Origin of the sequence: Companilactobacillus metriopterae (genome assembly GCF_002762335.1) — a bacterium.
In the GTDB taxonomy this organism is placed as follows: domain Bacteria; phylum Bacillota; class Bacilli; order Lactobacillales; family Lactobacillaceae; genus Companilactobacillus; species Companilactobacillus metriopterae.
In genome coordinates this window covers 1,244,425-1,265,581 of sequence record NZ_CP024610.1, presented here as the reverse complement: position 1 = coordinate 1,265,581, position 21,157 = coordinate 1,244,425, and the positions used below count along the sequence as shown (strand labels likewise).

Here is a 21,157-nt window from a genome sequence, read left to right as displayed (position 1 = left end):
ATGAAAGGTCGGTAATTGGTATGACAGAAATTGACGACTTAATTAGTAAAATCGTTAATAACGTTCAAGATGCTAGTTCAAGTGAACCAAAGCCTGAACCAGTTAAACAAGCAACACAAGCACTTAACCGTGAAATGACTAGAGATGATTATCCGCTATTTCAAAAACATCCAGAAATGGTCAATGCACCTACAGGAAAAAATGTTAGTGAAATAACTCTAGAAGCTGCTATTAATGGTCAGGTTAAACCAGAAGATTTACGTATTTCTTCAGATACATTGAAAGCTCAAGGAGAAATTGCTAAGAATTCTGGTCGTGAAGCCATTAAAAGTAATATGGATAGAGCTGCTGAATTAACAAGCATTCCTGATGAAAGATTGCTTGAAATGTATGGTTCATTAAGACCATATAGATCTTCTAAACAAGAATTATTAGATATTGCCGATGAGTTACAAAATAAATATAACGCCGTTATTACTGCAAACTTTGTCCGAGAAGCTGCTTCTGAATATGAAATCAGAAAGAAACTTAAAGGGGACAATTAGTTTTTGGAAAAAGTAATTGGCGTTGATATTGGTAATTCTTCTACAGAAGTAGTTTTAGCTGATGTCGAAGATAATGGTTCTATTAATTTTATAAATTCTAATATTGCTGATACAACCGGAATTAAGGGTACAAAGCAAAATATGCTAGGTATTGAGAATTCAATTAATGGTTTATTGGAAAAAAGCAATATCACGATTGATAAAGTTGATCTTATTAGGATAAATGAAGCAACTCCGGTTATTGGAGATGTTGCCATGGAAACCATTACTGAGACTATCATTACTGAGTCTACAATGATTGGTCATAATCCTAAGACACCAGGTGGTGTCGGTGTAGGAATTGGATATACAGTGGATATTCGTGATCTTTATAATCAACAGGATCGAGATCGACAATATATTGTAATTATCAATAAAGATATTGATTTTGATGATGCGGCAAAGCTAATCAACACTTATGTTGACAATGGTTTTAAGATTTCTGCTGCAATACTTCAATCTGATGACGGTGTCTTAGTTGATAATCGTATAAAGAATCGTATTCCTATAGTTGACGAAGTTGCTTTTATTGAAAAAATTCCGATAGGAATGTTAGCAGCAGTGGAAGTTGCAGAAAAAGGTCAGGTAATATCACAATTATCTAATCCTTACGGTATAGCAACAGTGTTTGATTTAGATTCAGAGGAAACTAAGAATATTGTTCCGGTTTCTAGAGCATTGATTGGAAATAGATCAGCTGTTGTAATTAAAACCCCTAAAGGTGATGTTAAAGAAAGAGTTATTCCAGCGGGTTCAATTGAAATTCAAGGAACTCCAATGCCTAAAAAGGTTGATTTGTCAGCAGGTGCCGATAAAATCATGGAAGCAATTTCTTCTTTTAAGCAAATTGATAATGTTACTGGAGAATCAGGTACTAACATTGGTGGAATGCTAGAACGTGTTAGAGAAACGATGGCAAATTTAACTGATAAGGAAATGAGTGAGATATTCATTCAGGATCTTTTGGCAGTTAATACGTCTGTTCCGATTGACGTTAAAGGTGGACTAGCCGGTGAATTTTCAATGGAGCAGGCAGTTGGTATTGCTTCTATGGTTAAGTCAGATAGATTGCAAATGTCAATTATTGCAGATGAAATTGAAAAGAAATTCAATGTAAAAGTTGAAATAGGTGGTGCTGAAGCGCAGTCAGCAATATTGGGTGCTCTGACAACACCAGGTACTTCTGCTCCAATGGCAATATTGGATTTAGGTGCAGGTTCAACTGATGCTTCTATCATCAATAAAGAAGGTGAATCTGTAGCCATTCATTTAGCCGGTGCTGGAGATATGGTCTCAATGATCATTAATTCGGAGCTTGGCTTAGATGACCTATATTTAGCAGAAGATATAAAAAAATATCCACTTGCAAAAGTGGAGAGCTTGTTCTTTATCCGTCATGAAGATGGTAGTGTTCAGTTCTTTGACAAAGCTTTACCGGGTAATTTATTTGCCAATATTGTAGTAGTTAAACCAGATGGATTTTCACCTGTTCCGGGTGATTTAAGTATTGAGAAGATTAAGTCAGTTAGACAAACTGCAAAAAAACGTGTTTTTGTTCAAAATGCTATTAGATCTTTAAAACATGTTAGTCCTACTGGAAATATTCGTGATATTCCATTTGTTGTAATTGTGGGAGGATCTGCTTTAGATTTCGAAATACCACAGCTGGTTACAGATGAACTTTCACATTATAATTTGGTAGCTGGACGAGGAAATATTCGAGCAATAGAAGGTCCTAGAAACGCGGTTGCTACCGGATTGATCCTTTCATATGCTGAAGATAAGAGGTTAAGTTATGGAAGTTAAAAAGCCTAGTATCTATATAGCATCTGGTATTGATAACAAAAATATTAAACAAATTTATTACGGTATTGAAGAAGAAGAAATCCCTTTTACATTTGTTGATGATGAGAAGATAGAAAACTTATCCTCAATGGAAACAATTAAAAAAGCATATCAAGCATCGTTGTCCTCTCAATTAGGAGTGGGTATAGCTTTTGATGATTCTTTTGCTTATTTACATCAAAAGAGTTTGCCAGAAAATGAACCGTTGTTTCGAGTGAGAACTACAGATCTTGAAAATCTAAATCAATTAGGTACAAATGCTGCTAGGTTGGTAAAAGGAATTCCATTTAAAGAAATTAAAGAAGGTGATTAAAAGATGAATGATTCACTAGGTTTAGTTGAAGTAGAAGGTTATTCAACTTCAATATATATTGCCGATACAATGGTTAAAACAGCCGATATTTCAATTGATAAGATTGAACGAGCTAAAGGAAATGGTTGGATGACTATTTATATATCTGGTGATGTAGGTGCAGTTAATGCAGCAATTGCAGCTGGACAAGATTTAGCAGAACAAACTGATAAACTTGTTAGCTTTAAAGTTATTGCACGTCCTGCATTTGATCCAAAGAAGTTTGGTGTTAAAGAAATAGCGAAAAAAGTAGAACCAAAAGCACAAAATAATAATCAAAAAAATACAAATAAAACAAAATAATCTTGGAGGATTTTTATTATGAATAACGCATTAGGAATGATCGAAACAAAAGGTTTAGTTGGAGCAATTGAAGCAGCAGATGCAATGGTAAAGGCAGCAAATGTTGAATTAGAAGGATACGAAAAAATTGGCTCAGGACTAGTAACAGTTATTGTTCGTGGAGATGTTGGAGCTGTTAAAGCAGCTGTAGACGCAGGTGCTGCATCAGCTGAAGAAGTTGGAGAAGTTGTATCAAGTTACGTAATTCCTCGTCCACACGCAGATGTTGAAAAATTACTACCAAATAACAACAAATAATTCTGTGGAGGATAATCAGTTATGAACGACGATCAATTACGTTCAATGATTCGTAGAATTATTGAAGAAGAATTAACTAAAAATGATGATGGCGGAATTCCAATAGGAGTTTCTAACCACCATATTCATTTAACTGATGAGGACTTTGCAAAATTATTCCCAAATCAAGAAATGAAAGTATTCAAGCAATTGAAACAACCTTCTGATTTTGCTTCAGAGCAAATGATTACAATTGTAGGTCCAAATGGGAATGAAATTCCTAACGTACGTATACTTGGACCAACAAGATCACATTCTCAAATTGAAATTTCAAGAAGTGAATCATTTGATTTAGGTATTCAAATTCCAATTAGATTATCTGGAGTTTTGGATAATACACCTTCACTAAAAGTGAAATCTGATTATGCTGAAATTGAAATTCAAGGTGTAATTGCTGCAAAACGTCATATTCATATGAATTTAGATGATGCTGCAAGATTTGGTGTTAAGTATGGAGATTCTGTGAGTGTAAAAATTACATCTGATGACAGAACAACTATCTACGAAGATGTCATTGCACGTCCAAGAAAAGATTTTGTTCTTGAAATGCACATTGATACAGATGAAGCCAGTGCAGCAGGAGTTACAGACGGAACTAAAGCATACATTGTCAACGAACAATAGTTTAGGAAAGGTGGCCAAACGAGATGAATAGTCATGAATCAATGGTCGAAATGATTATGAACTTGTTAGATGAGCGCTCTCAAAAAACGCTTAAGGTCAAATTTTCTGACGATTGTCCAGATGAAAATGAATTTCTTACTTACCAAAATATTGAAATCCATGAAGTGGATCTATCTTTTATATATTCTCTTAAGGATTGGAACTTTGATGATGATTGGATCAATTGGATTCAAAGAGGATTAAATTATGATATAGATTTTAGTATTTATTTGGGATTTTCAAATATTGAATTGATTCCTTGGAATTTAATTAATTTATTTCCAGGCAAATTTTTTGGTAAAGAAAAGAAAGCAATTAATACTTTAAATCGTCGCAACATTACTCTTTCTCGTGTTATGAATTTGAATAGTGATTCTTATCTGTATGTAACGACTAAGCAAAAGTTAACGAATCTAGCACTGGAAGAAATAAAAAAACGAAAAATAATATTAATTGAAGGGCCTGAATGATATGTACATGGGTGTAGTAGTAGGAAGTGTAGTATCAACGCAAAAAGCAAAATCTCTAGTTGGTAAAAAATTAATGATTGTCCAACCCATAGATAGTTCTAGAAACAATATTCGTAGTGAAGAGGTATCAGTAGATACTGTTGGAGCAGGTATTGGAGAGACAGTTCTTATGGTTAGAGGAGCAGCAGCAAGAATTTCTGATTCGTCTAATGGTCAAAATAGAAATGAAGCCGCTGATTCTGCAATTGTTGGTATAGTCGATAGATTTGATAAGTAGAGGTTTTAAAGATGGCTATTTATACAAAAAAAGGTGACAAAGGTAGTACTTCTCTTTTTGATGGAACACGTGTAAAAAAATATTCATTGCGAGTTGAAACATATGGTTCTATCGATGAATGTAATTCACAAGTTAGTGTCGCTCAAAAATTTTGTAAAAGTTCCAAGAACATAGATTTGTTGGATACAATACAAAACAACTTATTTTTAGTTGCTGGCGAATTAGCTAATGAAGATACCGATAGATTCTATAGTAAAAGTAAGCGAGTAGATGAAAATGATACTAAGGTTTTAGAAGAAGTCATTGATGAGTACACCAAAAAGTTACCTGAAGTACATGAATTTATACTTCCAGGTAGGAGTGTCGCCGGAGCTCATCTTCACCTTGCAAGATCTGTTTGCCGAAGAGCAGAACGTCTAGTGGATCAATTGAACGATACTTCAACTGTGAGACCTGACCTAATGAAGTATGTTAATCGTCTATCAGATTTTTTCTATATTCTTGCGCGTGATGAAGACTATATAGACCAGCAAGATGAAATAGTGGAAAAAGTTCTCAAAGAATATAAGGAAAGAAGTTAAATCATGACACCTGAAAATATTTTTGTGAAAATGCAAAGCTCTATAACAAATCAAGATGGTGTGTCTGTTTTTTCTAGAAAAAACTTACAATCAGCTTTAGACCAAGGAGAAATGAAAGCAAATGAATTAGGCGTTGGAGTAACAATGTGTATCACTGATGCATATGCTCAACCAATCCTAACTTATCATATGCCAAATGCAAATATGGTTAGTGCTGTACTTGCTCCTAAAAAGGCTTGGAGTGCTGTTGCTATGAAGATGCCAACTAAAGAAGTTGGACCTCAAATTCAACCTGGTCAACCATTATATGAGATGGAAACAATGTTGGATGGAAAACTTGTATCATTTGCAGGTGGAATTCCAGTTGTTGTAAACAATCAAATTATTGGATCTGTTGGCGTGAGTGGTGGAGCAGTCGAAGAAGATCAAGCTATTTGCGAGTCAATTGTTGAATACATTATGAAAGGAATTAAGTATGGATAATTTAGAAGAAAAAATTCGTGCAATTTTAAGTGAAGAATTACAAAAATCCAATGGTTTAGATACTTCAGTGCAAGGATCTTCATCAGATGGTAACAATGGAATTTTTAATAATGTCGATGATGCAATTGCTGCAGCAAAAGCTGCTTCAGATATCTTCATGGATTGCTCAATTGAAACTAGAGAAAAAGTCATAACTTCAATTAAGGAAGGTTTCAAACCATATATTGAATGGATGGCAAAACAAATAAAAGAAGAAACAGGAATGGGTACTGTTGATGCAAAGATAGCAAAATTAAACAATGCTTTGTACAATACTCCCGGTTCTGAACTTCTTCAACCAGAAGCTGAAACAGGTGATGGTGGACTTATTATGTACGAATATGCACCTTATGGTGTTATTGGTGCGGTAGGTCCAAGTACTAATCCATCAGAAACAGTAATTGCAAATGCAATTATGATGTTTGCAGGTGGAAATACTATATTCTTTGGTGCTCATCCTGGTGCTAAGAATATTACTCGCTGGACAATTGAAAAGATGAATGAATTCATCTATCAAGCTACTGGACTAAAGAACTTGATCGTAAGTATTAGTGAACCAAGTATTGAATCTGTTCAGAGAATGATGGAACACCCTGATATAGCTCTATTAGCTGTTACAGGTGGTCCAGCTGTTGTTCATCAAGCAATGACAAGTGGCAAGAAAACAATTGGTGCAGGTGCAGGAAATCCTCCAGCAATTGTTGATGCTACTGCTGATATAGATTTGGCAGCCCATAACTTAGTTGATTCAATTTCATTTGATAATGACATCCTATGTACTGCTGAAAAAGAAATTATTGTTGAACAACCTGTTAAAGCAGAACTAATCAAAAAACTTCAAGCAGAAGGTGCATTTTTACTAAGAAATAAGGCTGATATTGATAAATTAGTAGGAATGACAATTCAACCAAGTGGTGAACCTGATCGTAAATTTATCGGTAAAGATGCCACATTTATCCTAGATCAAGCCAATATTTCATATACTGGCAATCCAAAAATTATTATTTTGGAAGCTGATAAAGAACATCCATTCAATACAACTGAAATGTTGATGCCAATTATTCCGATTGTTGCATGTCCTGATTTTGAAAGTACACTAGCTACTGCCGTATTCTCAGAAAATGGTAATCATCATACTGCTTCAATCCACTCTAGAGATTTGGTACAAATCAACAAAGCTGCACATCGTATGAATACGTCAATTTTTGTTGTCAATGGTCCTACATATTCAGGTACAGGTGTTGGTTATACAGGAGCATCAGCTCTAACTATTGCTACACCAACTGGAGAAGGAACAACAACTTCTAAGTCATTTACAAGACGTAGAAGACTAAATTCACCACAAGGATTTTCATTGAGATCTTGGAACTAGAAAGGAAAAATTCAAATGTCAGAGTTTACCTTAAAACCTATCATTGTCTCAGGTAGTGATAGTTTAAATAAATTAGATAATTTTAAAAATCAAAAAATCCTTTTAGTTTGTGATCCATTTTTAGTTGATACTAAAGAATTTAATAAAATCACAAGTCATCTTAATTCAGGAAATACTATCGAGATTTTTTCTGATGTAAAACCTGATCCTCCTTTGGAAAACATAACTAGTGGAGTTAAATTCTTTGTTAATGTCAAACCAACTGTGATGGTTGCAGTAGGTGGTGGATCTGCCATAGATACAGCTAAAGCAATCAGATTCTTTGGTGAAAAAATAACAAATAGTCCTATTGGTTGCTTTGTTGGAATCCCTACAACAAGTGGAACAGGTTCTGAAGTTACCAATGCTGCGGTTATCACTGATGATAAAAATGGAGTCAAATTTCCAATTATTGAAAATTATCTAATTCCTGATATTTCAATTTTGTATCCGGAATTAGTAATGAGTGCCCCTAAATCTGTATCTGCATTTTCAGGATTAGATGTTTTGACACATGATTTTGAAGCTCTAGTTGGTAAAGATAATAATTTATTTACAGATGCTTTAGCAGAAAAATCTATGAGTGTAATATTTGATCATCTTGTAGAAGTGACTAAAGATCCACAAAATATAGAATTACGTAAAATCATTCATGAGGCTTCAGCTGCCGCAGGTGCTTCATTTAGCTATGCTGGATTAGGAATTGCTCATGCAATTGCTCATCAATTGGGTTCAATTTATCATATGCCACATGGATTAGCGTGTGCTATTACATTGCCATATGCTATTGAGTACAATGCACGTGCAGATAAAGATGCACAGAAAAAGTATGCTGATGCAGCTAGACGCTGTGGACTAGTTTCTAAAAATATTGCAGACAATGTAGCTGTTAAAAAAATAATTCGTCAAATTCATTTGATGATGACTCAAATGGATTGTCCTAAGTCATTGAAAGAATTTGGAATTACAGCAAAAGATGCAATGCAAGAAGCAGATCGAGTTGTTGAATATGCCAAAAAAGATGGAAACTATAAGTACAATCCAGTAGAACCATCTGATGAAGATTTGCTAAATATCTATAAAAAAATAGTTGGATAAGTATATTTAAGGATGGAGAATTCCATGGTATCAAAAATTTTAGCTATAAATTCAGGTAGCTCTTCATTAAAGTTCAAACTTTATGAGATGCCTGAAGAAACTGCTATAGCAAGTGGTCAGGTAGATCGAATAGGTCATGATGATGCTAGTTTTTATATCAAAACTAGTGATGATAGATTTGAAAAAACACTTAGTGTTTTAGATCATAAAATTGCTGTACAACTTGTTATTGATGGTCTTATTGATAATCATATTGTTAATGATATGTCTGAAATTAAAGGTGTAGGTCATAGAATTTCAAATGGTGGGGAAGAGTATGAACAATCTGTTGTAGTCGATAAAAAAGTCGAAGATACAATAGATCGTTTATCGGCTCTTTCTCCTCTACACAATCCAGTCAATTTATTAGGTATTAAAGCTTTTGAAAATTTGATGCCTGATACTCCTCAGGTAGCAATTTTTGATACTTCTTTTAATACTACAATTCCAAAAGAAAACTCAATGTATGCTATCCCATATGAGTATTATGAAAAATATGGAATAAAGAGATTTGGATTTCATGGTCCCAGTCACCAATACATAAAAGAACAGGTTGAAGACTTGTTTCCACATCAATCATCTAAGATAATTAGTTGTCATTTGGGTAGTGGAGCAAGTATATCTGCGATTCAAAATGGAGAGACAGTTGATAATTCAATGGGCTTTACTCCATTAGCAGGCTTGGTCATGGGTACTAGATCAGGAGATATCGATCCTCAAATTATTCCATTTCTTCAAGAACATGAAAATTTGGATAGCCAGCAGATTAAAGATATGTTGAATCTTAAATCTGGAATATTGGGAATATCAGGAGTTTCTAACGACATTCGTGATGTTGAAAAAGCTGCATCAGAAGAAAATCAACGAGCACAATTAGCTGTAAATGTTATGGTTCATCGAATTCAAAGTTACATTGGATCATATGTTGCTACAATGAATGGTGTTGATACAATAGTTTTCACTGCAGGTGTTGGAGAACACGATTCTTCGATACGATCAAGTGTTATGAAAAACTTTACTTATCTTGGTGCTGAAATAGATGAATCTAGAAATAAAGATAATTCACTGGTTATTAGTAGTGATTCAAGTAAAGTAAATATCTGTGTGATTCCTACTGATGAAGAAATTGTAATTGCTAGAGATGTATTTAGATTAGTATAGGAAATGATAAAATGACTGAAAAATTAAAGAGAGTTATACAAGAGTCTGTTCCAGGAAAACAAATTACCTTGGCTCATGTGATATCAAAGCCTGATTCTGAAGTTTTAAAAACGATAGGAATTGATGATGACAATATCTCAATAGGGATAATGACAATCACTCCTCCTGAGGCAGCAGCAATCGCTTCAGATATTGCTACTAAATCTGGTTTGGTTAAGATTGTCTTCATTGATCGATTCAGTGGATCAGTGGTTCTATCTGGAGATATCAGCTCAATTAAAGAATCAATGAAGCAAGGTATGTATTTCTTGAGAGATAATCTAGGCTTTTCTGTATCTAAAATAACTATGTCTTAAAAAAGGTCACGCTATTATGGTGTGACCTCTTTTTAAAGAATGGAATAAACTATGAGAGTGTTGATAGATAATTTTCAAAAAAGTGTCAATAGCATAACAGTTTTTTATTATATTTTGTCGATAATATTTGTTTCATTAATCTATAATAATTTATTTCTGACAGTATCTTTATCGCTCTCCTTTTTTATATTAAATTGGGCAATAAATCGTCAAACTTTTTTGAAATACTTGAAATTTAGTGTAGTCATTTTTTTAGTAACGGTTATTTTTAATCTGGTAATTAACCAACAAGGTAATACTATTTTGTTTGAATTATTTAGAATAAAAATAACTGTTGAATCGCTACTGAATTCAATAACTTTAGGAGTTTCATTTATTAATTTATTGTTTGCATTTTTTGTTTATAATGAACTAATTCATAATAAGCAAATATATCAAGTTTTGTCGAAAAATTTCAAAAGTATTGCAATTATTTTTATTTTGACTACAAAATTTATTCCAAGAATAGTCAATGTTATTAACAATAGTCGCTTTATGTTGAAATTCAATGAACAAAAAAAAGATAGCGAAAGTAAATTCAATATTTTTAAGAAAAATATTGAATTAATTGGGACTGTTTTTGACAAAGTGATTCCCAGTTTTATGAACATGTCTGATACTCTGATTATTAGAGGATATACTTCAAATAATATTAACAAATCTAAAAAATCTAAAAAAAATTTAGATGATATCATTTTGAGAAGTTTAATCGGTTTTGAAATGTTATTAAGTATTCTTTTTGTAGAAAAAAAGTACGGTAAAGTTGATTTTGGTTCGGCAAATATCAAAATTACATTTAATTCATACATACTAGTTATTTTGATAATCAATATTTTAATTGTTCTAATACCAATTATTATGGGAGGAGTTCACTTATTATGGTGGAAATTGCATCATTCAGAGACTATTCGTTCAGATACCCAAATAACCAGCCTATATCGCTGAAGAATATCAATTTACAAATTAATAGTGGAGATTTTGCCGTAATAATTGGTGAAACTGGTAGCGGTAAGAGTACATTGTTGAGACAATTTATTCCCGAATTGAACCAAGGCATAATTGAGCAAGGAAATTTTGAGTATAAATCCAAAAGGGATGTAAATAATATTATCTATATTTCTCAATTTGTAGATAATCAGATGGTTACAGAAACACCTAGAGAAGAGTTAGAATTTGTTCTCGAAAACTATGGATTTGATGATCAGCAGAAAACGAAAAAAATTGCTGAAATCAGTAGTTACTTGGACATTGTTAAAATTCTCGATTATAAAGAATCACAATTGTCAGGTGGACAAAAACAACTAGTTAATTTGGCTGCAGGTCTTATATTAAATCCAGAGACAATTTTATTGGACGAGCCCACGTCACAGTTGGATCCTGTCTCTTCTGAAAAATTTTTGAATATTCTCAAAAAAATAAATATAGACATGCATATAACAATATTGTTCATTGATCATATGCTGGATCGATCAATATATTTAGCCAATCGGTTGATTATTATGAATGATGGTCAAATTATTTTAGATCTATCAACAAACGAGGCCATTAAAGAATTTTCAAAATTGGATAGTTTTCAAAATTATCTAACTCAAAATGATCGCTTTGTAATTGCTAATGATTTAAATAAAGTATCAGAATTTAAATCATTTCCGGTAACGAATTATCAATTGCATCAATTAATGGAAAATTATAATCAAAATTTTCATTATGTTGATAATTTTATTAGTTCGGAGTCAACAAGTGAAAAAACATTGGAAGTTAAGAATCTAACTTTTAGTTATGAATTTAACGACAAAAATATTGTTGATCATCTCAGTTTTTCCTTAGATAAAGGTAAAATATATTCAATACTTGGACCAAATGGTGTTGGCAAATCAACCTTGATAAAGGTTCTGATAAATCAATTGGATAAAGTAACAGGCAGCATCAGTTTAAATAATATTAAAATAAAAAATGATTATTCAAATTTATATAAAAACGTCTTTTACTTACCTCAAAGTGCGTCATTATTATTTAGATTTGATACTGTTAAAAAAGAGCTAGATGATCAGTTAAATAGTTATAGTTCATCAAAGGTTGTGCTTGATGAGTTAATAAAAAGTTTTAGATTTGACGAATTACTGGATAAGAATCCATATGATTTAAGTGGTGGACAACAAGAATTATTGGCGTTAATTTTGGGATTCATAAAAAACCCTGAATTGATGATATTAGATGAACCTACAAACGGGTTGGATCCTAATAGCAAAGTTATACTGTCGGGTTATTTGAAAAATTATATCCAAAACGGTGGAACAGTACTGATGAATACTCACGATTTACAATTTACGGCGCAGTACTGTGACCAAGTATCAATGATGTTTGACGGAAAATTGACAGAATCTCAAACACCAAAAGATTTCTTTGAGGAAAATTATTTCTATACTACTGAAATTAACAAATCAATAGGTGATTTTTGGCCACGTGCATTACTATGGAAGGATGTAGAAGTAGATGAACATTAGAATAATAATTATGTTTATAGTTGCTTTTGTATCATTGGCAGCTGTTAGTTTTTTTGAAAGGCAAAATTATCTACTAATATCGATATTATTTCTTTCGTTTGTACTAATTCTATATTTTGTGAAATTTGAAAAGAAAGCTGTCTCGACTAGAGAATTAGTTTTCATAGCTATAATTTGTGCATTGGCTGTTGGCGGAAGAATTGCATTTGCGGAACTTCCTTCAGTTAAACCAGAGTTGTTCATTTTGATATTAGGATCTATGGTAGCAGGTTCTGAAACTGGTTTTTTGATGGGGACTATCATAGCGTTAACATCGAACATGTATTTTGGCCAAGGGGCTTGGACTCCGTGGCAAATGTTTTCCATGGGATTGATTGGATTGATATCTGGTTTAATTTCTAATCATAAAATTAACAGATACATGCTTACATTATGGGGCTTCTTAGCAGGTTTCTTAATGGGTTGGATAATGGATGTTTATTATATATTAGGATTTGTGAGTTCTATTAATTTACAAAGTATCGGTCTTGCTTTTGTAGGTAGTTTCTATTTTGATTTAGCGCATGCTTTGTTTACTGCCATATTATTGTTTATATTTGGTAAACCATGGAGTGAAAAGTTTAATTACTACAAGAAGAAATATCAATTGTTTATGAATGAGTAGGATATAAAAATGAAAAAAGCCTTTTTAGTTGGTGCTGTTGGTTGTGGAAAAACAACTTTAAAACAATATATGCAGCAAGAACAAATAAAATATGATAAAACTCAATCAGTAGAATTTTTTGGGAATTTCATTGATACTCCTGGGGAATTCACTGAGCATAGACGCTTATATTCAGCTTTAAGTGTTACTGCCAATGAATCAGATGTTATCATTATGATTCAAAGTGCTAGTGATCATCGACCTGTTTTTTCTCCTGGGTTCTCACATTTGTTCACAAAACCGATAATTGGTGTAATCTCTAAAATAGATTTGGCAACTGCAGACGATATTGAATATTCTAAGGATCAATTACGTTTGGCTGGTGCAAGGGATATTTATTTAATTTCTAGTACAGATACTGATTCAAAAGATAATCAGATTAAGCAACTAGCTGTATTTTTAAATGATGATGAGGTGAAAAAATGACAAAATTAGAAATAGATGTTCTGTCTAATATTACTGAATGGACAGTTGAGGCAGCCCAATATGCCAAAAATCATTTAAACCAAATTTCAGATATTGAAGAAAAATCAGGAGAGTACGATTTAGTTACTTCACTAGATAAAAATATTCAAAAAATATTTAATAAACACATTCAAGAAAAGTATCCTGATGCCACAATAATTGGTGAAGAAAATTTTGATAAAAACTATTCTGATATTGATAAGGGACTTACATTTTTTGTAGATCCTATTGATGGCACTTTGAATTTAGTCAAAAAGCATGACTGTTTTGCAGTTATGGTGGGAGTCCTTTACAATGGTGAATCATTGTGCAGTGCAATTATTGATGTTATGAATGATAAGCTTTATTGGGGCGGTATTGCTACAGGCGTTTATTGTAATGATATAAAACTAAATGCAGCACAAGATAGTCCCTTAAAAAACGGTTTAATAGGAGTATCATGGCGTCAATTTCTAAAAAATTCTTTCAGTGAGATCAATATTGCCAAACATAGCGCAGGAGCTCGTGTAATGGGTAGCGCCGGGCTTGAATTTATCGAAATCATTACAGGTAAACATATTGCCTATATTGCCACACTGATGCCATGGGACATAGTTCCTGGTAAGATTTTGGTAGAGTCTTTAGGTTATAAGATAACCAACGTTAGAGGTAATAAAATAAATCTGAAAAAATCTAATAATATTATTGTTGCTAATGAATTAGCATATAAAGATATCAGAAAGTTGCAGATGCGAGGTTAAGATATGAAAATATATACAAAAACCGGAGATAAAGGTCAAACTAGAATTATTGGTAATGATGTTCTATATAAGTCTGATAAAAGAATAGTTGCTTATGGTACAGTTGATGAACTTAATTCGCAAGTAGGGCTTACTATTGCAATGTTAAATGATAAAACAAAAATATTTGCTGGTGAATTAGAAGAAATTCAACAATTATTATTTGATTGTGGTACTGATCTTGCAATGTTAGTTAATGATGAGAAGCATGAATTTATTTTTAAGCCTGAAGTTGGAGCAGTAGAATGGCTGGAAAAAAAGATTGATTTTTATTCTGAAAAAACTGATAAAATCCAAAAATTTATTTTACCTGGTGGCTCTGTTACAGCTTCTCAATTGCATGTTCTGAGAACTGTTACAAGAAGAGCTGAACGTGAGATAGTAGCACTGATGCAGACTGAAGAAATCAATGGGGAAGTATTGAAATTTATAAATCGACTATCAGATTACTTCTTTAGTGCTGCACGTTATGCTAATAAATTGGAACAAGTTGCAGATATTGAGTATCGAAATAGTAAACCTGTATTTCGTTAAGCATACTTTTTAAGTGTGCTTTTTTTGTATAGTAATTTATCTAGATTGTTTCACTAACATTATATGTGATAAAATTTCATCTATTATATAGAGGTAATTATTAATGAATAATAATAGAAGTGTATGGGAATGGATAAAGTCGGTTCCGCATGTAATATGGATAAATTTACGTGCTTTTTGGCATAGATTTCAAATTACCAGATGGATTATTCTGATAGTTTTTTCAGCAATCCTATTATTAAGTGCAACGTGGACATATCAAGCCAAAACTGCCAATGTTGAAGATTTACAATCTTCGCTACAAAATAAGACAACAATTTATGACAAAAGCGGAGAAACGGCAGGTGACCTGTATTCTTCTAAAGGTACCTACGTCAATTTAGATAAAATTTCTCCCAACATTCAAAATGCTGTTATTTCAACTGAAGATAGGACGTTTTGGACTAATCCTGGATTTAGTATCAAAGGATATGCTAGAGCTTTCTTAGGAATATTGTTACATCGAAGCCGATCAGGTGGAAGTACTTTAACGCAACAATTAGCTAAGAATTCATTGCTTACTCAGAAGCAAACATATTCAAGAAAGGGCAAAGAGCTCTTTTTAGCTATCGAGATTAATAAAACCTATTCTAAAAAAGAAATTTTGACCATGTACTTGAACAATGCTTATTTTGGAAATGGTGTTTGGGGTGTTCAAGACGCTTCTGAAAAGTACTTTGGTAAAAATGCTAGTGAGCTGAATGCTGGTGAAGCAGCAATTATCGCGGGTATTCTAAAAAGTCCTAATGAATATAATCCGATTGACTCTATGGATAAAGCAAAATCAAGACGTAACGTAGTGTTAGGACTGATGGAAGACAATAACAAGCTAACAAGCAGTCAAACAAGTTACTATAAGAATTCTGCTATAATTTTGAATGATAATTTTCAAGAAGGTAATTCTTACAAGTATCCATATTACTTTGATGCTGTAATTGATGAAGCTGTCAACAAATACGGACTCAAAGAAGATGATATTTTGAATAAGGGGTATAAAATTTATACAACTTTAGATCAAAATATTCAGTCTAATTTAGAGAGTTCATTCAATAATAGTTCGCTATTTCCGGCTAATGCTACTGATGGAAAAATGGTTCAAGGTGCATCAGTTGCTGTTGATCCAAAAACAGGTGGTGTCTTAGGTGTAGTCGGTGGACGAGGTGAACATACCTTTAGAGGATTTAATAGAGCCACACAAATGAAACGTCAACCGGGATCAGCTATTAAACCATTAGCTGTTTATGCACCAGCATTAGCTAGTGGATATAAATATGATTCAGAATTACCAGATGAAATTACTAGTTTTGGTAAGAATGGTTACACTCCAACAAATGCTGATAATCAATATCAAGAATCTATGCCGATGTATCAAGCATTAGCTCAGAGTGAAAATATTCCTGCAGTAGCCTTACTTGATAAAATAGGCGTTCAAAAGGGTGTTGATTCCTTAGCTAACTTTGGAATAGATATTAAGAAGAGTGATCAAAACTTGGCAATGGCACTTGGTGGTTTGGAAACAGGTGTATCACCTCTACAAATGACAAGAGCATATACGGCTTTTGCTAATGAAGGTAAACTTACAGATACTCACTTTATAACTAAGGTGGTAGATTCTACTGGAACGGTTCTAGTTGATAATACTGGTACAACTCAAAAGCAAGTTATTAGTAAAAATGTCGCTGATGATATGACAAGTATGATGATTGGAGTTTACAATAACGGAACAGGGAAAACTGCTAAACCATCAGGTTATACTATAGCTGGTAAAACAGGTAGTACAGAAGTTCCAAAATCATATGGTTATGCTGGTACCAAAGATCAGTGGATGATTGGTTATACTCCTGATGTTCTTGTAACAACTTGGATTGGTTTTGATAACACAGACCCAAGTCATTTCTTACAAAGCTACAGTGAGACAGGTGTAGCTTCACTATTTAAGAATCAAATGACAAATATTTTACCTAACACAAATCAAACTAATTTTAATGTTAAAGATGCTTCAACTATTGCGAATAATAATTCAAAATTAGAAAATAATAACGATCTGTCGGACTCTATTCAAGATGGAATAAATAACGTTAAAGATAAAGCAACAGAATGGTATAATAATATAAAAGGTTTTTTTGGTCAGTAGGAGGACATGATGAATAACATTTATGATAGTGCAAACGCACTAGAACAAGATTTAAGAAAAGCAACAGAAGTTGTAGAATTGAAAGAAGCTTTTGAAGCTGTTAAGAATAATGAAGTAGCATTTAAGCTATTTGATAAAGTTCAAAACAAACAATTCGAACTTCAACAAAAACAAGTGATGGGTCAAGATGTTTCAGACGAAGATATCGAATCTATGAAACAACTAACTGATCAACTTCAAAATTTTGATGAGTTTAAAACTTTGATGGAAAAAGAACAAAAGATGAATGCGATGATGGAAGAGCTAAATAAGATTATTACTAAACCAATCGCAGATATTTATCAAAGTAAATAAAAAAATCTTAGCTGATGCTAAGCTTTTTTATTTTAAGGGGGATTTTAATGAAATTTATTCATGCAGCTGACTTACATTTAGATACTCCATTTACCGGAATTAGTAAATATAGTTTAGAAGTACAAAACAAATTAAAAAAATCTACATACAGTGCAGCAAAAAAAGTATTTGAAACTGCTGTAGAAGAAAATGTAGATTTCATTATTTTAGCTGGGGATGTATTTGATAATACTGAAAGAAGTCTGAGTGCACAGACTTTTTTAAATGAGCAATTTATTAGATTACAAGAAAATAATATCGATGTATTTATTATTTATGGTAATCACGACTATTTCCGTAACGACTTGGGTATATTAGAATATCCATCGAATGTTCACGTATATGGTCAAGATGTTGAGACAATTAGATATGTTTCTAAAGATAATAAAACAGTTGATTTAACAGGATTTAGCTATTATCAACAACATATTGATGAAAAAATGATTGAAAAATTTCCTACTAGAGGAACTGCTGATTATCAAATAGGGATCTTGCACGGAGGAATAGGGGACGATAATTATGCTCCTTTTCAAATAAGTGAATTAGTATCTAAGGGTTATGATTATTGGGCATTAGGCCATATACATAAAAGAGAGATACTTAATCAAAATCCTTATATTATTTATCCTGGAGATACTCAAGGAAGAAATCAAAATGAAACTGGTATTAAGGGATTCTATCTTGTTGATATGAATTCCAATCAAGTAAATATTGAGTTCAAGGAATCATCTGAATATATATTTGACGTAAAGAATATAGCTATTTCTAAGGATGAGTCTTTGAAAGCAATAATAGATGATATAAGCGCACTTCTTGTAGATGACAATACTTTAGTTACATTGAATATAAATCATGCAGAAAACCTTGATGAGAACGTAATTAGAATGATTGATCGTGGTGAGCTACAGGATCAATTTAAAAATAATTCTGATAGCTTACTTTACAAAATTTATTTGAATTATAATCCGGGAAATACATTAAGTACTATTGATGAAAAGTATTGGAATATAAGTTCAGAGAATGTATTTGATCTTAATGATATTAAAGATTTGGATAACAAATTATTTAATGTTGATCTTATCAGGAATCGTATTAATGAAAGTGATTTTCTTGATGATATTAAGGAAAAAACTCAGAACATAATAAATAAGAAATCGGCTGGAGAATAGAATTGAGATTAGATAAAGTAAGAATCTATGGATTTGGAAAGTGGTCAGACAAAGAATTTGATATCAATCATGATTATCAAGTTATTTTTGGACCCAATGAATCAGGTAAAACAACTTTTCTAAATTTTATAAAAAGTGTTCTTTTTGGATTTGCTAGTTCACGTGGTTTAAGCAAATATGAACAATATTTGCCAAAAAATAGTAGTGAATACGGTGGGGAATTACAGTTTTTAGATGATGATAATAATGTTTGGACTGTAAAAAGAGTTGCAGGAAAAGCTGATGGAGATCTAACTATATTTAAGAATGATCAGGAACAACCAGAATCAATGATTGACCATATTACTGGTGGATTCGATAAATCAGATTTTGAAAGCTCATATGTATTTGACGATAATAATATAATCAAATTGTACAATTTGTCAGAAGAACAGCTGGAAATAGAGATAATGTCGATAGGAACGGTTGGTAGTAAAGAGTGGTTAGAAACATCTAAAAACCTAGAAGATGATGCTGGAGAAATTTACAAACCTCGAGGTAAAAAACAAATATTAGCAAATCTATTAGTTCAAAGAGAAGAGTTGCAACAACAAAAGTCTCAATTTGAAAATCAACAGTCAGAATATCAAAGATTAAATAATGATTTAGTTAAACAACAAGCTAATTATAATCAACAAAAAAAAGAACTAGAAAATTTAGAAAAAAATCTCAATCAAGAAGAACAGCTAGTAAAAAAATGGTCACAATTTGAAGAGTATTCTAATTTAAAAATTCAAAACCAAGATAATATAAAAATAATTCCTGATGATACTTGGGAAAATTTCATACAGATAACACAAGAACAAAAATCGTTAGATAATTTAAACCAAAATGAATCTCTTAAATTGTCTGATGTGGATAATGAAAAAATTAGTTACTACAAATCTCAGAAAGAAAATATTGATTTACTATCTGAGAATTTGGACTCTATTAGACAGCAAGAATACAATTTACAAAATATTAGCAATCAGCTAGAAGACAACAAAAGACAAAAACAAAGTATTTTAGATAGTAATCCTAAGCTAATTGAATCCATGAAACCATTAAGTAAATCTGAAATGGATGATTTGTTAAAAACAGAGAGCCAAAATAATCGATGGATAATTTTGGCTGTTGCAGCAGTTGCTCTTTTGCTAACAATATTCACAGGGTCAATGTTACGTATTATATTTGGACTTGTATTTTTAGTATCTGCAGGTTACTTTGGCTATGATTATTATAAGAAACAACAAACAAGTAGTTCACATGTAGACCAGTCTTATACAGGACTATCCAATCAAGAAATAATTTCTATACAAGGCTATCTTAATCAATTAAGCCAATTAAATGCTAAAAACAATGAATTAATTGCGCAATACAAGGGTATAGAAACAAATCTATCTGAATGGCGTAATTTAGTGGGTAGGACAGTTCCTAACTGTGATTCTAACCAAAGTATTGCCAATCAAGTAGGAAGCTATTTAGACGAAATTATTCCACTAATAGATCGAACAGAATTAATTAAGAAAAATTCAGAGAGCAACAGGATTGAATTAAAACAAAAGTTAACCGATTTAAACAATAAATTAACTGCAATTTTAAATGATTATGATTGCAAAGATAGCGATGAATTTACTTTAAAACATCAAAAGCAATTAGAATTAACTAAAGATATTGCCAGATATAAATCATTGTCAGAATTTATAGGGTCAGACTTAGAAAAATTGCAAAAATATTCTAGTATTGAAGAACTTAGTCAGAAATACAATAGTTTAAAAGATGATTATGAAGAATTATCTATTAGCGTTAATATGTTAAATCAAGAAATAGGTGGTCTCAAAAATCAGATTGATAATATCTTTGATGACCGTGAGTATCAGCTTGTTGAAAATCAGTTAAAACAAATCGAAGAAGATATTATATCTAATTATGATGAATGGCTATCGATGATTTTAGCAAGCAAATGGATTTATGGAACTCTCAACGAAGCTAGTGAGAATCGCTTCCCTAAAATGTTAGGAAAATCTAGACAATACTTTAATATACTAACTAATGGTAATTACACAGATATAAAGTTAGACAACAAAAATATTAAAGTAACTAGAAAAGACAAAACAATTTTTAACGCACATGAATTATCAAGAGCAACAACAATACAATTGTATCTTTCACTACGATTAGCATTTATTTTAGAAATATCTGATATAGTAAAATTACCAATATTAATTGATGATGCTTTTGTAGATTTTGATTTAGGTCGTAAAGAAGTTATTTCCAGTCTTATTAAGGAAATTTCAAAAGATAATCAAGTAATTTATGTTACTGCCAATCATCCTACAGATGGTGAATATGACAATATTATTAAGCTATAAAGGAAATAGA

Annotated in this window: 24 protein-coding genes; all 24 read left to right on the top strand. The window is 32.0% G+C overall.

Going from position 1 to position 21,157, the window contains the following annotated elements; genetic code table 11:
• Positions 1–20 precede the first annotated feature (20 nt).
• Positions 21–545 (top strand): diol dehydratase small subunit, encoded by a 525-nt coding sequence (locus CS873_RS06370; RefSeq protein WP_099975035.1) that lies wholly within the window; start codon positions 21–23, stop codon positions 543–545.
• Between the two features lie 3 nt (positions 546–548).
• Positions 549–2,390, top strand: a complete 1,842-nt coding sequence (locus tag CS873_RS06365) for a diol dehydratase reactivase subunit alpha (protein ID WP_099975034.1) — start codon at positions 549–551, stop codon at positions 2,388–2,390.
• Positions 2,380–2,742 carry a glycerol dehydratase reactivase beta/small subunit family protein gene (locus tag CS873_RS06360; protein ID WP_099975033.1) on the top strand — a complete coding sequence of 121 codons (363 nt, stop codon included), beginning with the start codon at positions 2,380–2,382 and terminating at the stop codon, positions 2,740–2,742. The genes CS873_RS06365 and CS873_RS06360 overlap by 11 nt, the downstream gene beginning before the upstream one ends.
• Positions 2,743–2,745: 3 nt before the next feature.
• Positions 2,746–3,084 carry a BMC domain-containing protein gene (locus tag CS873_RS06355; protein WP_099975032.1) on the top strand — a complete coding sequence of 113 codons (339 nt, stop codon included), beginning with the start codon at positions 2,746–2,748 and terminating at the stop codon, positions 3,082–3,084.
• Positions 3,085–3,099: 15 nt separating this feature from the next.
• Positions 3,100–3,381, top strand: coding sequence for a BMC domain-containing protein (locus CS873_RS06350; RefSeq protein WP_277750446.1), 282 nt, complete (start codon positions 3,100–3,102; stop codon positions 3,379–3,381).
• A 21-nt stretch (positions 3,382–3,402) separates the two neighbouring features.
• Positions 3,403–4,044, top strand: a complete 642-nt coding sequence (pduL, locus tag CS873_RS06345; protein ID WP_099975030.1) for a phosphate propanoyltransferase — start codon at positions 3,403–3,405, stop codon at positions 4,042–4,044.
• A gap of 23 nt (positions 4,045–4,067) precedes the next feature.
• Positions 4,068–4,553: a PduM family microcompartment protein gene (gene pduM / locus CS873_RS06340; protein ID WP_099975029.1), complete on the top strand. Its 486-nt coding sequence runs from the start codon at positions 4,068–4,070 to the stop codon at positions 4,551–4,553.
• Between the two features lies 1 nt (position 4,554).
• Complete coding sequence (locus tag CS873_RS06335) at positions 4,555–4,830, top strand: EutN/CcmL family microcompartment protein (RefSeq protein ID WP_099975028.1); 276 nt, start codon at positions 4,555–4,557, stop codon at positions 4,828–4,830.
• Between the two features lie 11 nt (positions 4,831–4,841).
• A complete protein-coding gene (locus CS873_RS06330; protein ID WP_099975027.1) occupies positions 4,842–5,411 on the top strand; it encodes a cob(I)yrinic acid a,c-diamide adenosyltransferase in 570 nt (189 codons plus the stop codon).
• 3 nt (positions 5,412–5,414) lie between these two features.
• On the top strand, positions 5,415–5,894 hold the full coding sequence (locus tag CS873_RS06325) for a GlcG/HbpS family heme-binding protein (RefSeq protein ID WP_099975026.1): 480 nt from the start codon (positions 5,415–5,417) through the stop codon (positions 5,892–5,894).
• Positions 5,887–7,305 (top strand): aldehyde dehydrogenase family protein, encoded by a 1,419-nt coding sequence (locus tag CS873_RS06320; RefSeq protein ID WP_099975025.1) that lies wholly within the window; start codon positions 5,887–5,889, stop codon positions 7,303–7,305. Before CS873_RS06325 ends, CS873_RS06320 begins: the two co-directional genes overlap by 8 nt.
• Positions 7,306–7,320: 15 nt before the next feature.
• Complete coding sequence (locus CS873_RS06315; protein ID WP_099975024.1) at positions 7,321–8,442, top strand: iron-containing alcohol dehydrogenase; 1,122 nt, start codon at positions 7,321–7,323, stop codon at positions 8,440–8,442.
• 24 nt (positions 8,443–8,466) lie between these two features.
• The gene (locus CS873_RS06310; RefSeq protein ID WP_099975023.1) at positions 8,467–9,642 is read left to right on the top strand and encodes an acetate/propionate family kinase; all 1,176 of its coding nucleotides are present in this window, start codon (positions 8,467–8,469) and stop codon (positions 9,640–9,642) included.
• A gap of 11 nt (positions 9,643–9,653) precedes the next feature.
• Positions 9,654–9,998, top strand: coding sequence for a BMC domain-containing protein (locus tag CS873_RS06305; RefSeq protein ID WP_099975022.1), 345 nt, complete (start codon positions 9,654–9,656; stop codon positions 9,996–9,998).
• A 303-nt stretch (positions 9,999–10,301) separates the two neighbouring features.
• Positions 10,302–10,982 (top strand): hypothetical protein, encoded by a 681-nt coding sequence (locus CS873_RS06300; protein ID WP_099975021.1) that lies wholly within the window; start codon positions 10,302–10,304, stop codon positions 10,980–10,982.
• Entirely contained in the window at positions 10,916–12,541 is a 1,626-nt protein-coding gene (locus CS873_RS06295) for an ABC transporter ATP-binding protein (protein WP_099975020.1), read from the top strand. Before CS873_RS06300 ends, CS873_RS06295 begins: the two co-directional genes overlap by 67 nt.
• The gene (locus CS873_RS06290; RefSeq protein ID WP_099975019.1) at positions 12,531–13,205 is read left to right on the top strand and encodes an ECF transporter S component; all 675 of its coding nucleotides are present in this window, start codon (positions 12,531–12,533) and stop codon (positions 13,203–13,205) included. The genes CS873_RS06295 and CS873_RS06290 overlap by 11 nt, the downstream gene beginning before the upstream one ends.
• Positions 13,206–13,214: 9 nt before the next feature.
• Complete coding sequence (locus tag CS873_RS06285) at positions 13,215–13,670, top strand: EutP/PduV family microcompartment system protein (RefSeq protein ID WP_099975018.1); 456 nt, start codon at positions 13,215–13,217, stop codon at positions 13,668–13,670.
• Entirely contained in the window at positions 13,667–14,449 is a 783-nt protein-coding gene (locus CS873_RS06280; protein WP_099975017.1) for an inositol monophosphatase family protein, read from the top strand. Before CS873_RS06285 ends, CS873_RS06280 begins: the two co-directional genes overlap by 4 nt.
• A 3-nt stretch (positions 14,450–14,452) precedes the next feature.
• A complete protein-coding gene (locus CS873_RS06275; RefSeq protein ID WP_099975016.1) occupies positions 14,453–15,022 on the top strand; it encodes a cob(I)yrinic acid a,c-diamide adenosyltransferase in 570 nt (189 codons plus the stop codon).
• Between the two features lie 103 nt (positions 15,023–15,125).
• Complete coding sequence (locus tag CS873_RS06270) at positions 15,126–17,195, top strand: PBP1A family penicillin-binding protein (RefSeq protein ID WP_099975015.1); 2,070 nt, start codon at positions 15,126–15,128, stop codon at positions 17,193–17,195.
• A gap of 9 nt (positions 17,196–17,204) precedes the next feature.
• Complete coding sequence (locus tag CS873_RS06265; RefSeq protein ID WP_099975014.1) at positions 17,205–17,549, top strand: YlbF family regulator; 345 nt, start codon at positions 17,205–17,207, stop codon at positions 17,547–17,549.
• A gap of 47 nt (positions 17,550–17,596) precedes the next feature.
• Positions 17,597–18,757 (top strand): metallophosphoesterase family protein, encoded by a 1,161-nt coding sequence (locus tag CS873_RS06260; RefSeq protein WP_099975013.1) that lies wholly within the window; start codon positions 17,597–17,599, stop codon positions 18,755–18,757.
• A gap of 2 nt (positions 18,758–18,759) precedes the next feature.
• Entirely contained in the window at positions 18,760–21,147 is a 2,388-nt protein-coding gene (locus CS873_RS06255) for an ATP-binding protein (RefSeq protein WP_169922459.1), read from the top strand.
• Positions 21,148–21,157 lie beyond the last annotated feature (10 nt).